Origin of the sequence: Streptomyces ambofaciens ATCC 23877 (genome assembly GCF_001267885.1) — a bacterium.
Lineage (GTDB): Bacteria > Actinomycetota > Actinomycetes > Streptomycetales > Streptomycetaceae > Streptomyces > Streptomyces ambofaciens.
On sequence record NZ_CP012382.1, the window covers coordinates 509,604 to 522,863 of the forward strand.

General features: G+C 72.1%; 9 protein-coding genes. 2 read left to right on the forward strand and 7 right to left on the reverse strand.

The annotated features are described in order from the left end of the window. Positions 1–30: 30 nt before the first annotated feature. The 6 genes from SAM23877_RS02295 to SAM23877_RS02320 form a co-directional block, all read right to left on the reverse strand. Positions 31–2,229, reverse strand: a complete 2,199-nt coding sequence (locus SAM23877_RS02295) for an FG-GAP-like repeat-containing protein (RefSeq protein WP_053126374.1) — start codon at positions 2,227–2,229, stop codon at positions 31–33. Positions 2,230–2,393: 164 nt separating this feature from the next. After that, complete coding sequence (tpg, locus tag SAM23877_RS02300; protein ID WP_053142079.1) at positions 2,394–2,951, reverse strand: telomere-protecting terminal protein Tpg; 558 nt, start codon at positions 2,949–2,951, stop codon at positions 2,394–2,396. Positions 2,952–2,961: 10 nt separating this feature from the next. After that, positions 2,962–5,214, reverse strand: coding sequence for a telomere-associated protein Tap (gene tap / locus SAM23877_RS02305; RefSeq protein ID WP_053126376.1), 2,253 nt, complete (start codon positions 5,212–5,214; stop codon positions 2,962–2,964). Positions 5,215–5,425: 211 nt separating this feature from the next. Next, positions 5,426–6,760: an enolase C-terminal domain-like protein gene (locus SAM23877_RS02310; protein ID WP_053126378.1), complete on the reverse strand. Its 1,335-nt coding sequence runs from the start codon at positions 6,758–6,760 to the stop codon at positions 5,426–5,428. A 44-nt stretch (positions 6,761–6,804) separates the two neighbouring features. Beyond that, complete coding sequence (locus SAM23877_RS02315; protein WP_053126380.1) at positions 6,805–8,142, reverse strand: gluconate:H+ symporter; 1,338 nt, start codon at positions 8,140–8,142, stop codon at positions 6,805–6,807. 569 nt (positions 8,143–8,711) lie between these two features. Further along, positions 8,712–9,587 (reverse strand): LysR substrate-binding domain-containing protein, encoded by an 876-nt coding sequence (locus tag SAM23877_RS02320; RefSeq protein ID WP_053126382.1) that lies wholly within the window; start codon positions 9,585–9,587, stop codon positions 8,712–8,714. Between the two features lie 419 nt (positions 9,588–10,006). Between SAM23877_RS02320 and kdgD the strand changes: the two genes are divergently transcribed. After that, positions 10,007–10,933: a 5-dehydro-4-deoxyglucarate dehydratase gene (kdgD, locus tag SAM23877_RS02325; protein ID WP_053126384.1), complete on the forward strand. Its 927-nt coding sequence runs from the start codon at positions 10,007–10,009 to the stop codon at positions 10,931–10,933. Positions 10,934–11,043: 110 nt separating this feature from the next. Next, the gene (locus SAM23877_RS02330; RefSeq protein WP_053126386.1) at positions 11,044–12,039 is read left to right on the forward strand and encodes a BtrH N-terminal domain-containing protein; all 996 of its coding nucleotides are present in this window, start codon (positions 11,044–11,046) and stop codon (positions 12,037–12,039) included. Positions 12,040–12,183: 144 nt separating this feature from the next. On the opposite strand, the gene SAM23877_RS02335 is transcribed toward SAM23877_RS02330, so the two are convergent. Then, a complete protein-coding gene (locus tag SAM23877_RS02335; protein WP_053126388.1) occupies positions 12,184–12,858 on the reverse strand; it encodes a DUF4232 domain-containing protein in 675 nt (224 codons plus the stop codon). Positions 12,859–13,260 lie beyond the last annotated feature (402 nt).

A 13,260-nucleotide genomic window follows, 5' to 3' on the forward strand; every position in this document is an offset into this window, starting at 1 on the left:
GCCGGCCCGTCCGGCGGCGCGTCGCCGATGTCAGACGACGGGCTGCTGGGCGCTACTGGGGCGGTCCAGGCCCATCGACTGGCGGCCGAGGAACGGGGCCTTCCAGGCACCCGTGCCCCGGTAGAGGTAGTTGCCCGTCGGGCTGAAGGCGGCGAGGTCGCCGCGGCCGTCGCGGTCGGCGTCACCGACCGCGACGAGGTGGGTGTAGGGACCCCAGCCGGCACCGATCCGCGTGCGGGGCGCCAACGTGCCGTCGCCCTTGCCCAGGTAGAGCCAGAGGACCCCGTCCTTGTCCCGGGCGATCAGGTCTCCGGCGGCAGCGCCGCCGATGTTCCCGACGGCTGTCAGGTCGTTGTAGACGCCCCAGCCGCCGCCGACCTTCTTGCGAGCGGAGAAGGGAGCGGTGGCGTTGCCGGTGCCCGGGTAGAGCCACAGGACACCGGACCGGTCGGTCGCCAGGAGGTCGTTCCGGCCGTCCCCGGTGAGGTCGGAGCCGCCCGCCACCTTGTCGTAGACCTGCCAGCCGCCGCCGACCCTGACGCGGGTGGCGAAGCCACCACGGCCGTCGCCCTGGTAGAGCCACAGGACTCCGGCCGTGTCGCGGGCGACCATGTCGCCGACCGAGGATCCGCCGACATCGCCGGTGGCCTCGATGCGGTCGTACACGTTCCAGCCGCCACCGACGAGGGCCTTGGCCTCTCCCGCGCCGAGCTGCCCGGCAGCGCCGGTGCCCGCGTCGAACGAGGTGTCGCTGCGCCAGAGCTTGCCCGCCGAGTCCCGAGTGAGGACGTCGGGGGTGCCGTTGTCGTTGAAGTCGTGCGGCTGCCCCTTGCGGCTGACCGTGAAGGTGCCGTCGGCGGTGGCGGCCGGGCCGATGCCGTTGAGGGGCTCGGCCACGGCCTCCCAGGTGTAGGCGCCGTTGGGGGCGGCCTCGGACCCGCCCGAGAGGGCACCGGTCCAGTCCAGCGTGACGGACGGGGTGGCGGGGTGCTTCGCGGTGGCGACGACCGTCTTCCCGGTACGGACGTGGCGGAGCGTGATCCGCACGTCCACGTTGCTCCGGGAGAAGTCCCAGCGCAGGGACGCCGACCCACCGTTCTGGTCGAGGTCGACGAGCGCGGGAACGGTGTGGCCGGTGATCTCGACCTGGGTGGGTGCTCCGGCGTTCGCCACCCGGGTGACGACGGGGGCGCCTGCGTCCCCGGCGGTGATCTTGAACAGACCCTCGCCGCCCGCGACGGTGCCCCCGCGCACGTACAGGCCGTCGGGGGCGGTGGCGGACGAGGTCAGGTGGTCGAGCAGCTTCACCGAGACGCCGGTGGCGGGGTTGTACGCGGTGACGGCGTGCAGGGGGTTCGCCGCGCCGGAGGAGATGCCGTCGGCCTCTCCGTACACGACCCAGCCGCCGACCAGACCCACCTGGAGGTCACTCGCGTACGCGGGGGTGACCGGGATCTCCTCGACGGTGTCGGACGCGCGGTCCAGGAGGAACACCGCCGGGGTGCCGGTGCCGTCACCCTCGGTCCAGACGACGTGAGTCCCGGAGACGGCGAAGTCGCCCCCGGTGGAACCGGCGGTCCGGTCGTGCGTCTCGTGGACCGCGCCGGTGGCGAGATCGATCAGTGCCCACTTCTTCAGGGCGCCGTCGGTGAAGGTCAGCAGGGCGTCCTCGGGGGTGCCGGGGGTGATCTCGACGTCCCTCGCACCGGTCGGCAGCCCGGTGACGGTCCTCACGCCCTCGTCCGCGGTGTGCTTGCGCAGCTTGAGGGTCCCGTCGGTCTCGACGGTCGTGAAGATCGCGTTCGCCGCCGAGCCCGCGTACCGCGGTTCACCGGCCAGGTCCCCGACGAAGACGTCGAACGACGACAGGGTCTTGAGGTTCCGCTGCTGGACACCCCAGCGGCCCGCGAAGACGAGGTAGTCCGCCGTGCGCGTCGAGCGGAGGTAGGTCCGGTTCGAGTAGCCCGACCCGGCGGGGTCCCCGTAGCGGGTCCAGCGTTTGTCGAGGGACCCTTCGGCCTGGGTCACGAAGCCGGTCAGACCGGCGTCGACCAGCTTCGCCTTCTTCAGGAAGGGCATGAGAACGGCGTCGGAGGCCGCCGTGTCCGCCGTCACCGCCGCCGGGGCGGCCGAGGCCGGCACGGACAGGGCGCCCACGGCGGGCGTCACGGCGAGGACGGCGGTGACGGCGACTACCAGCCGACGTCGGGTCGATCGGGCCAGGGGCACGTGAGATTCCTTCTGGATGCAACAGGCGCACCATGCGCCTCACAGCCCTATGACTCACCACGGAACGAATGGTTGTACGAACAAGGGCAGGTTTTCTCAGCGGAGGGGCAACTGATCGTCGAGGCCGCCGGAGGAGCCGCGCGGGCGGCTGCTCGGAGTGCGCCCTACAGGTCGAACTCGACGTGTTCGACGTCGGTGAAGCGCACCTCCTCCAGAGCGCCGGCGCGTCGGCCGCCGTCCTGGAAGTAGGTGTCCCTGAGCGCCTCGGCGGCGATCTGCTGCAGCCGCCGGTCACTCTCGCCGGCCTGCTGGGCGTCGAAGAGCCGGGCCGCGTACTGCGGCGGCAGCGCGACGGTCAGGTGCCGGACCCGGTTCTCGTCGGTCGAGCCGACCGGTGCGGTGTAGCCGATCCGGGCCCGGGTGTCGATGACGATGCCGCCCGTGGTCGCCGCCCTCTCCCTGGCCTTCGCCCGGATCTGCGGCTGCCACCGCGCTCTGACCTCGCGCTCCAGGCGGGCCGCAAGGTCGGGTCGGGGCTTTTTGATCTGGTTCTTCACGTACCGCTCGACGGTGCGCTGGGAGACGCGCAGCGTCCGGGCGACCGCCCCGGTGCCCTTGAGCTGCCTGACCAGGTAGCGCATCTGCGCGCCCGCGCTCTTGGGCGCCGGGCGGGTGAACGCCTTCTGTACCGCGCTCTCCAGGCCCTCCCCGAACAGGTTCATCGGCATCGTCCTACTCTCCGTGGTCGGCGTCGGTGACGGTGCCGTCCTTGATGTACCGGGCGAGGTTCAGGTCCGGGGCGTCGAAACGCTCCCGTACGCCCTCGCCCCACAGGACGCTCTGCGTGCCCTCGTGCTTGACCAGGCCCGGGTTGATGCCGAGCTTGAAGCCGCCGGGCAGCGGCCTGCCGTCGCGGTAGGGCAGGACGTCCAGCGGCGAGCTCCCGTCGGCCGCGTAGACGACGCAGTCGGAGAGGACCGCCACCGGGTACCGCCCGGTGAACGCCGCGTGCTTGACGATCTTGCGGTGCAGGTTGACCCGGGTGCGGGAGATGACCGCCGCGCGGATGTCCGGCCGCCACGTCGGACGGGACAGGGCACGCCACGGCTCACCCGGGCGCCATCCCTCCCCGCGAGGGCGCTCACGCAGCTTGCCCAGGCCGCCCTTCACGGTCGCCTTGATCGCCGACACGACGATCGCCAGCTGCGGATCGCGCTTCTCCCAGCCGTCCATCGCCGCGAGGAAGTCGGCCGGGGGCAGGTCGGCGCCCACGCCCAGGTCGGCCATCGTGGTGAGGAAGGCGTCCCTCAGCCGCTGGTACCAGGCGTCCAGGTAACGGCCGTTCTCGGGGCGGACGTACGCCTCGGTCGGGCGCACCTCGTACCCCAGCTCCACCGCGTAGGCGACGGTCGGCGTCGCGTACCAGGCCGGGCCCTCGGGGCGTTCGCCCTTCGGCGTGAACGGGCTGGGCAGCAGCCCGGCGTCCAGGTCGGCCCAGCTGTCCTTGCCGACCTTCACCCGGGAGAGATCGACGTGGGAGAGATCGACCAGCCAGGAGCCGGGCAGCTTCGGGTCGAACGCCGGTGTCCTGACGTGCGTGGGCGCCCCGAGACCCACGGTCAGGCCGTTGGCACCGGCCGCGAAGGCCATGTTCACGTCGATGCCGACGAGGTGGCGGCGCATGCATTCGTCGTCGGTGAGCGGCCTCGCCCAGTCGTACGCCTCCTCGAACAGCTTCTCGTCCGGACCGCGCACGTGGAACCGCGGCAGGTCCGCGAGGAGCGGGTGCCCGTCGGGGGCCTCGCACGGGGCGCAGTCCACGGGATCTCTGCCCAGTGAGCCCGGATTGTGCTCGGAGTGCCGGGTGCCGTCGGCGCCGGGTTCGGAGGCGCGGGTCGGGGGGTGCAGCGCGGTCATCAGTTCCAGGCCGGTCACGGCCGTGGAGCCGCGCGGCGTCATCACCCTGGCCGCGTACACGCCCAGCACGCGGGCGAGTTCCGCCGGCGGCAGGCGGTCGGCCCCACCCCAGTGCCGGGCGTCCAGCGCCTGCCAGGACGGGATGCACAGCTGCACGCAGGCCCGCTCCGCGCCGGTGGCGGGACGGTAGATCCGTGCCCACGGTCCGAACCCGCGCTTCGTCAGCTTCCACTCCGCGCGCTTCAGCTGTCTGACGGCCTTGTGCCCCTCGGGGATCCGTCCGGCCAGGCGCTCCTCATCCGTGAGGGCGGTGGGCAGGCCGTAGCGCTCCAGCGCCGACTCGGTGAGCACCAGCAGCGGATCGGCGTCCTTGCCCGGCCCGGACAGTCTGGGCCCGCCCAGCTTCGCCTCCTTGAGCGTCCAGTCCACCAGAGCCGGGAGCGACTTGGCGGGCACGTCGAGGACGCGACCGCCCGGGCAGTACGCCAGCACCCGCCCGTCGGTACCGGCGTCGACCACGGCGAGCGGTCCGTTCTCGAAGCGCGGGTCGGTGCCGCTCGCCACAACCGCGGCCGGGGCCGCCTTCCCCGTGACCGGGCGGCGTGACGTCGACGACGGCCCGGTGGTGCGCGCCGGCCGCGGCGCGGCCGGTGGGAGGTCCGGAGGGCCGACGGAGCGGTCCCGGGTGCCCACGGTCGCCGCCGGGGACCGGCGCCCGGGCTCCGGACCCGTGAGCGGAGTCCGCGCTTCGGTCGGGGCGGGCGTGCCGGTGGGTGCGGCGGGTGCCGGGGTCGCGGCGGGCGGCTCGGCCTTCGCACCGGGTGCGGGGTAGAGCTGCGCGAGTTGTCCGAGCAGCCGCGCGTACGCCTCACGCTCCGGCCCCCGGGGCTCGGTCGGCTTCTTGCTCGACTCCCAGCCCGAAACCGTCGCCCGCCGTACCTGGAGCGCGGCGGCCACCTGATCCAGCGTCAGGCCGTGCGCGGTCCGCAGCCGCTTGCGCTCCTCCGCCGGCGGCAGCTGGGCGCGGGACGCGACCAGTGCGTCGACCGCGTCGAACAACTCGGACATCCGGCACCTCCTTGGCCGGAATCCTACTGTGACACGTACGGACTCCGTACGTCGGCCGTAAACGACGCGTACGGAGGCCTGATCGGTTCGGTCTCCGGATGGACCGGTGGCGGCCGTGTGCGGCGGGCCTGCCCGGCCCGGCCCGGTGCGCCGGGTCAGGCCGGGGCGGCACGTGTGCGCGGCAGCCCCGCCGGGCCACGACGGCCCGCACCTACCGCACGAGGCAGGGCCGCTTGGCGTCGAACTCCCAGCCGGGGACCAGGTACTGCATGCCGAGGGCGTCGTCCCGGGCGCCGAGAGCCTTCGTCCGGTAGAGCTCGTGGGCGGCGAGCAGCCGGTCCATGTCGAGCCGCACGCCCAGGCCGGGGGCGTCGGGCACCGCGATCTCGCCGTCGACGATGCGGGGCGGCTCGACGGTGAGGCGCTCCAGGCCCTCCTGCCAGATCCAGTGGGTGTCCAGGGCGTTGTACCCGCCGGGTGCGGCGGCCCCGCAGTGCGTGACCATCGCGAGCGAGATGTCGAAGTGGTTGTTGGAGTGACAGCCCCAGGTCAGCCCCATCGCGTTGCACAACTGCGCCACGCGGACGGAACCCTGCATGGTCCAGAAGTGGGGATCGGCCAGCGGGATGGAGACCGACTGCAGGGCGAGGGCATGGGTCAGCTGCCGCCAGTCGGTCGCGATCATGTTGGTCGCGGTGGGCAGCCCGGTCGCGCGGCGGAACTCGGCGAGCACCTCGCGCCCGGAGTAGCCGTTCTCCGCACCGCAGGGGTCCTCGGCGTAGGCGAGCGTGCCCACCAGGGGCGCGCACAGTTCGACGGCTTCCTTCAGGGACCAGGCGCCGTTGGGGTCGAGGGTGACACGGGCCTCGGGGAAGCGGTCCTTGAGCGCGCGTACGGCCTTGACCTCCTCGGCACCGTCGAGGACGCCGCCCTTGAGTTTGAAGTCGCGGAAACCGTAGAGATCGTAGGTGGCTTCGGCCTGGCGGACGATCGCCTCGGGGGTGAGGGCCTCCTCGTGGCGGATCCGGTACCAGTCGGTCTCCGCGTCGTGGCCGCGCACGTACTCCAGATCGGTGCGGTCGGGGTCGCCGACGTAGAAGAGGTAGCCGAGCACCCGTACGGAGTCCCGCTGCCGGCCGTCTCCGAGCAGGGCGGCGACCGGCACGTCGAGGTGCTGGCCCAGGAGGTCGAGGAGCGCCGACTCGACGGCGGTGACGGCGTGGACCGTGGTCCGCAGATCGAAGGTCTGGGCGCCGCGTCCGCCGGAGTCACGGTCGGCGAAGCGGTCACCGATCTCGCGAAGGACGCGCTTGTAGTCACCGACCTTCGCGCCGACCACGAGGGATTCGGCGTCCGCGAGGGTCCGGGTGATCTTCTCGCCGCCCGGCACCTCGCCGAGGCCGGTGCGCCCCTCGGAGTCGGTCAGGACGACGATGTTGCGGGTGAAGTAGGGGCCGTGGGCGCCGGAGAGGTTCAGTTCCATGCAGTCGCGGCCCGCGACGGGATAGACGGAGAACGCGGTGACGGTGGGCTGGTTCTTGGTCATGTCTTCTCAGGTTTCCTCGTATCAGGTGGTGCGACGGCCGGGGGTCACAGGCTGAGGACGTCGAGGGCCCACTCGGCCACCAGGACGCCGCCCAGGCCGAGGATCGACAGCACGGTGGTGTAGGTGGTGCGGACCTTGATCGCTTGGATGACGGAAAGGTTGAAGTACTCCTTGAACAGCCAGAAACCGGGGTCGTTGACGTGCGAGAAGGCGATCGAGCCGCAGGAGACGGCGAGCACCATCATCTCGGGATGCACACCGCTGCCGGCGAGCAGCGGCAGCACCACGCCCGATGCCGTGACGACGGCGACCGTGGCCGACCCCAGGGCCACACGGAGAATGGCGGCGATGAGCCACGCCAGGACCACGGCGGAGATGGACCAGGAATGGGTGACGTCCTTGATGTAGTCGGATATGCCCCCTTCCACCAGAACGTTCTTGAAGGCGCCGCCGGCTCCGATGACCAGCAGGATCATCGCCATGGCCTTGACCGCCGAGGAGCAGGACTCGCTGACCTCCGCCAGGCTCCGCCCGATCCGGGGCCCGAAGGCCCAGACGGCCAGCAGGAGGGCCAGCAGGAGCGCGATCGGTGCCGAACCGACGAACGCGACGGTGTTGAGCAGGGGGCTCTCGCCGGTGGCGGCCATGTCGGTCACCGCGGCGCCGGCGATCAGGACCACGGGGAACAGTGCCACGCACAGCGACCAGCCGAGGCCGGGCATCTCCTCGTCGGTGAACTGGCGTTCGCTGACCAGCCCTTGGGGGATGGACGGGTTCATGGCCCTGATGAACGGCAGCCGCGGCCAGAGCAGCGCGATGAACGCGCCGACCGGCACCGCGATGAACAGGCCGTAGAAGAGCGTCAGTCCCACGGAGGCGTCGAAGGTGGCCGCGACGGCGGTGGGGCCGGGGTGCGGCGGAAGGAAGCTGTGCATGGTGGACAGGGCGATCGACATCGGCAGCCCGACCCACAGCAGGTTCGCGCCGGTGACCCGGACGAGGGTGAACGCGATGGGCACGACGATGATGAAGGCGACCTCGTAGAACATCGTCACGCCGATGAGCATGGAGGTGACGACCATGGCGACCTGGACCCAGCGCGGGCCGAAGGCGTCGAGCAGCTTGTCGGCTATGCGCTGGGCGGCACCGGAGTCACCCATGACGCGGCCGACCATGGCACCGAGCCCGATGGTGAGCATCGTGTCGCCGATCTGGCCCCCGATGCCCTCGGAGAGGACGTCCGGGATGTCCGTCACCGGGATGCCCTGGACCACGGCGACACCGACGGCGACCAGGAGGAGGGCCGCGAAGCCGTTCAGTTTCAGCCTGGTCATGAGGAGTAGCAGAACCAGAACGCTGATTCCCACGACGAGAAGTGGCATGGCAGTTCCCCTTTGAACTGTGATGTGGGTGGCCGGGCCCGAACGCCGCAGGGGGTACGGCACGACTCGGGAGAGGGGCCGGAGCGGGATGCGCGGACGCGGATCTGCGGCCGTCCGAGGAGCCGGGGCGGGGTCCGGCGAGGGGACCCCGCACGGGAGGCGGCGTACCGGGACGGGCGCGGGTGGGACGGTCGGGCGGTTCGGCTTCCTGCCGCCGGCCGCTCTGGGGCCGGACGGCCGCCCCGCGCCTCACCTCACGCGTGACCGTGGTGTCCGGCGGCGACGGCTGCGGGGCGCGGATCCTCGCGGCCGTCGGCGGTGGTGCGCGGGCGGGGTGGTTCCGAGGGCGGCTGTCACCGCCGGCTCGTCCTGCCGGACGAGATCGAGCATGGACGAATCTCCTAGACCTGGGAGGAGAGCGACAGCGGGTGCCGCCTACGGTCCGAGCCACGCGGCCGGTGGCTGAGTTGACCGTAGAGTTGCTTCTGATTCACGTCCATGTCGAATTTTGTTGCTTGCCATACCTTTCCTGGATGACCGTTTCGTGACGGCGACGTGTCAGGGCGGGGTCACAGGTGTCGCAGCAGGGCTTCGAGTGCCGGATTGTCGTTGTCGGGACGCCATACGAGGCTCAGCTCGACGGGCTGCGGGTCCGGCAGGTCCACCGTCCGGAAGACGACGCCGCCATAGCGCATCCGGGCCGCGGCCTCGGGGACGAGGGCGATGCCCCAGCCGCCGTCGACCAGGGCCAGCATGCTGTGCACCTGCGTCAGGTACTGGGTGAACGCGGGGCGAGCCCGCGCGGACCGGAAGATGCTGATCAACAGCTCGTGGAAGTAGCGGGCCTCGATGGGCGAGTACATCAGGAAGTCCTCACCGTCGAAGTCCTCGATCCGCATCGGCCCGTCGACGGCGGCCAGCGGATGAGCGGCGGGGAGGGCGGCCAGCAGCCCCTCGCGCAGTGCCGTGCGGGCGGACAGGCCGGCCCCCGTGGTCGTGGGCCTGATCAGCCCGAGATCGAGCGAGCCTTCACTGAGGGCCTTCAACTGGTCCCGGGTGACCAGTTCCTGAAGCAGGATCTCCACTCCGGGCAGCGCCGTCCTGGCGGTCTCCAGCAGGCCGCCGAGCGCGGAGTGGGCACTGGCCGCCGTGAACCCGACGGCGATGGCCCCCGCCTCGCCGGTGGACACCTGGCGGACGGCGAGGGCCGCCTGCTCCGACTGCCGCAGGATGCGGCGGGCCTCCCCCAGGAAGGCGCGGCCTGCCGGGGTGAGCCGCACGCTCCGGTTCGTGCGGTCCAGCAACTGCACGCGCAGCTCGCTCTCCAGCAGCTGGATCTGCCGGCTCAACGGCGGCTGCGTCATGTTCAGCCGCTCCGCGGCCCGCGTGAAGTGCAGTTCTTCGGCGACGGCCACGAAGCTCGTCAGCTGGGCGAGGGTGAACACTGATGCTCTCCAGGTATCGCGAGATCCAAAAACTGTGTTGGACGTGAATCATTCGCGACCGTAGCGTCGGACGTGGACAGACGGCGACCTTGCGCATGCCTCGGTCGCGGCCCGCGACCGGCGGGGGCGTCGCACTTTGGAGCACGCAACCATGGTTCGAACCCGGCGCCGTCACCGGGGCGCCTCTCCGGGCCCGTCGCTGACGGGCCGGTGCCCGTCGCCCCGCTGAGGAGACCCGGCCGGACGACGGCCGGCGGGGCCCGACGTCCCACGGCCCCCGGCACGGGCGGCGTCGACACCGGACAGCCGCGCCGCTCGCGCCGGCACCACCGTGCGGCGGGCCGTCGGGCGAGGCCCGCCCGCGACACCCCCGCACTCGCGCACCGCCACCTCACCGCCACGACCTTCAGGAGCACGCCATGACGTCCTACACCCCGGAAGCACTCGGCCGCCGGATCGGCTCCGGCCTGCTGTCCTTCCCCGTGACCCACTTCCACGACGACCTGTCCTTCGACGAGGACGCCTACCGGGAGAACATCGCGCGGCTGTCCACGTACGACGTCGGCGGCCTCTTCGCCGCCGGCGGCACGGGCGAGTTCTTCTCCCTCACCCCCACCGAGGTCGAACGGGTCGTGGCCGCCGCCGCCGACACCGCTCCCGGCGACACGCCGATCCTCGCCCCGGCCGGATACGGAACCGCGACCGCGGTCGAGTTCACCGCGGCCGCCGAACGCGCCGGCGCCGACGGCGTCCTGCTCTTCCCGCCCTATCTCACCGAAGCGGGACAGGAGGGACTGGCCCGGCACGTCGAAGCCGTCTGCCGGTCCACCTCACTCGGTGTCGTCATCTACAGCCGCGCCAACGCCGTCTACTCGGCGGACACCGTCGCCCGTCTCGCCGACACCTGCCCCAACCTGGTGGGTTACAAGGACGGCGTGGGCGACATCGACACCATGACCCGCATCCACGCCCGGCTCGGCGAACGCCTCACCTACGTCGGCGGTCTGCCCACCGCCGAGACGTTCGCCCTGCCCTACCTCCAACTGGGCGTGACCACCTACTCCTCGGCGATCTTCAACTTCGCGCCCGAGTTCGCCCTCGCCTTCTACGCCGCCGTCCGCGAGCGCCGGCAGCCGGACGTCACACGCATGCTGACGGACTTCGTGCTGCCCTACACGGAGATCCGCAACCGGCAGGCCGGTTACGCGGTCAGCATCGTCAAGGCGGGCATGACCGCCACCGGTCACGGTGCGGGCCCCGTCCGCCCCCCGCTCACCGACCTGACCCCGCTCGAACTCGACGAGCTGCGGACCCTGATCGCCGCTCTGCCCGCCACCGCGGCCTGACCCGGACACCGGCCACGGCCGGGCGCTACGTCCGCTCAGGGACTGCATCAGGGGACACTCACCTGGTACAACAGGTCAGTGCGGCTCACCGGGGAACAGAGGTCGGTCAGGTGAACGGCGTCGATGCCCGCGGTGGGCAGCACTGCGAGACGACCGCTCTGGGAGTGTTGCTGCGCTCCCAGGGGCTCGACCTGTCCGAACCCATGCTCTTCGGCCTCGGCCGCGGTCTGTCGTTCGTCTACTGGGACAGCAAGCGCCTGGAGTTCCCCTTCCTCGGCGGACGGGTCAAGCCGTTCGAGCTGACCAGGAACCTGGCCACGGGACTCGGGCTGGACCTCCGGGTCCAGGAGACGACCTCGGCCCGCAGGGCATGGGCGAACGTGACGGCCCACCTCGACGCCGGCCGCCCGGTCGGACTGCAGCTCGACAGCTACCACCTGGAGTACTTCGGGTCGAAGGTGCACTTCGGTGGCCATGTCGTCGCCATGTACGGCTACGACGAGCGCGACGCCCACCTGGTGGACACCGAACAGCAGGGCGGCGCGGTGACCACCAGCCTGACCAGCCTCGCCCGGGCCAGGGCCGCCCGCGGCCCGATGAGCGCCAGGCACCGGTCCTTCACCCTCACCGCGCCGCACGACCGGCCCTCTTTGCACCGGCGGATCGTCCCCGCCATCACCGCCTGCGCCGACGCCTTCCTCGACCCGCCCATCGCCAACCTGGGACACCGCGGCGTCGAGAAGGCCGGGAAACTGGTCCCGACATGGCTCCGGCGGACCGACGCCCCGGAGCGGCACCTGCCGCAGGCCGCCCTCCTGATGGAGAAGGCCGGCACCGGCGGCGCCCTGTTCCGCAACCTCTACCGCGACTTCCTCGCCGAGTGCACGCGACTGCTCGACAGCGGCCACCTGCGCACCGGCCACCGGCTGTACACCGAGGCGGCGACCCTGTGGACGGAGACCGCGGCGCTGATCGCGAAGGCCGGTGAGACACACGACGAGCGGTGCCTCGTGCGGGCGGGCGCCACCCTGTGCGAGCTGTCCCGCCTGGAGCGCGAGGCCATGCGGGCGCTGAGCCGCCTGGGGAGCGACACGGCGATCAGGTGACGCGGTGCGTCTTCGCCGGCGCGGCGGCACGCACGCCCCCGCCCGCGGCACGCACGCCCCGGCCGGCACCGCCGGGCCGTCGCACGCTCCACGGCCCGGTCCACGGGATGCCGGTCCTTGCGGCGTCACCGCGCACGCGACCGGTCAGTTCGCCCCGCCCTGACCGGCGCTGCCCATCGGGCCGACCCGCACGGGCGTGCCGCTGCCGTCGGTGACGGGCAGGGTGGCCGCGCCGGGCCATGCGAGGGTGACGGACTTCGTCTCGTCGGGCGGCGTCACGACGAGCCCGGTGATGCCGACGCCCGAGCCGCCCGAGTCGTTGAGCGGGTAGGTGATGCCGAAGGACACCGACTCGCCGTCCTCGAGGACCATGGGGTCGGCCTCCTGACCACTGCGTTCGGCGGACAGCTCGCCCTCGGCGGTCTTCAGGTCGACGCCCGCGTAGCCGGACAGGGCACAGTCCCGGCCGCCGCCGTTCTTGAACGTGACCGCGACCGACCCCTCGGGGTCGCCGTCGATGGTGGTGTCCGACGCGGTGACCTCCAGTTCGTCGGTGCGGCACTTGCCGGCCCCCGCGTCGGCGTCGGAGCCGCTCCCGGTGGCCGTGTCCTGCCCGCCCGAGCCCTCACCGGCGGAGCCCTTGCCGGCGCCCTGGTCCGGACCACCCGAGCCCGAGCCGCCACCCGAGGAGGACGTGGAGGAGGCGGAGGACGCCGAGGACCCGTCGCCCTGTGCCGCGCCGTCGTCGCCGTTGCAGGCCGCGAGCGAGAGACCCGCGGCGACGACCAGGGCAGTGAAGGTGAGCTTGCGAACGCGCATCGGTCTTCCTCAGTCTCGGTGGGAGGCCGCCCGCCCGGCACCGGTCGGTCCGAGCGAGCGCTTCTGATCACCAAGAGCCGCCGGGCCCGCCGGCCCGTTCCGCCCGCCTCCTCCCTAAGACACCTCTGTTACACGTACGGCCCGGCACAGCGCGGCCCACCCCGTGGGAACCGGCCCCTTCCCCGCCCCTGGACCGAGGTCTCAGGACGGGAGAAAAAGGGTGGGAACGCAGTGTCCTTCCGACCCGGGACACGCATCAGGGCGTCGGCCGGGTCACTGGTTTCGGCCGGCGGTGGGCCATGACGCACCGTCACCGACCGCCGGGACAGACCCGTGACCCGACAGATCTTGACCCGGCCGCCGGGGGCCGGTGCACCTGAGGTACTGGGGCGCCGGGTGCCG

What these genes read in the sequence shown, in the direction of transcription:
- SAM23877_RS02310 (WP_053126378.1), bottom strand. Translation starts at nt 6,760, where the DNA reads ATGACCAAGAACCAGCCCACCGTCACCGCGTTCTCCGTCTATCCCGTC.
- SAM23877_RS02315 (WP_053126380.1), bottom strand. Translation starts at nt 8,142, where the DNA reads ATGCCACTTCTCGTCGTGGGAATCAGCGTTCTGGTTCTGCTACTCCTC.
- kdgD (WP_053126384.1), top strand. Translation starts at nt 10,007, where the DNA reads ATGACGTCCTACACCCCGGAAGCACTCGGCCGCCGGATCGGCTCCGGC.
- tap (WP_053126376.1), bottom strand. Translation starts at nt 5,214, where the DNA reads ATGTCCGAGTTGTTCGACGCGGTCGACGCACTGGTCGCGTCCCGCGCC.
- tpg (WP_053142079.1), bottom strand. Translation starts at nt 2,951, where the DNA reads ATGAACCTGTTCGGGGAGGGCCTGGAGAGCGCGGTACAGAAGGCGTTC.
- SAM23877_RS02335 (WP_053126388.1), bottom strand. Translation starts at nt 12,858, where the DNA reads ATGCGCGTTCGCAAGCTCACCTTCACTGCCCTGGTCGTCGCCGCGGGT.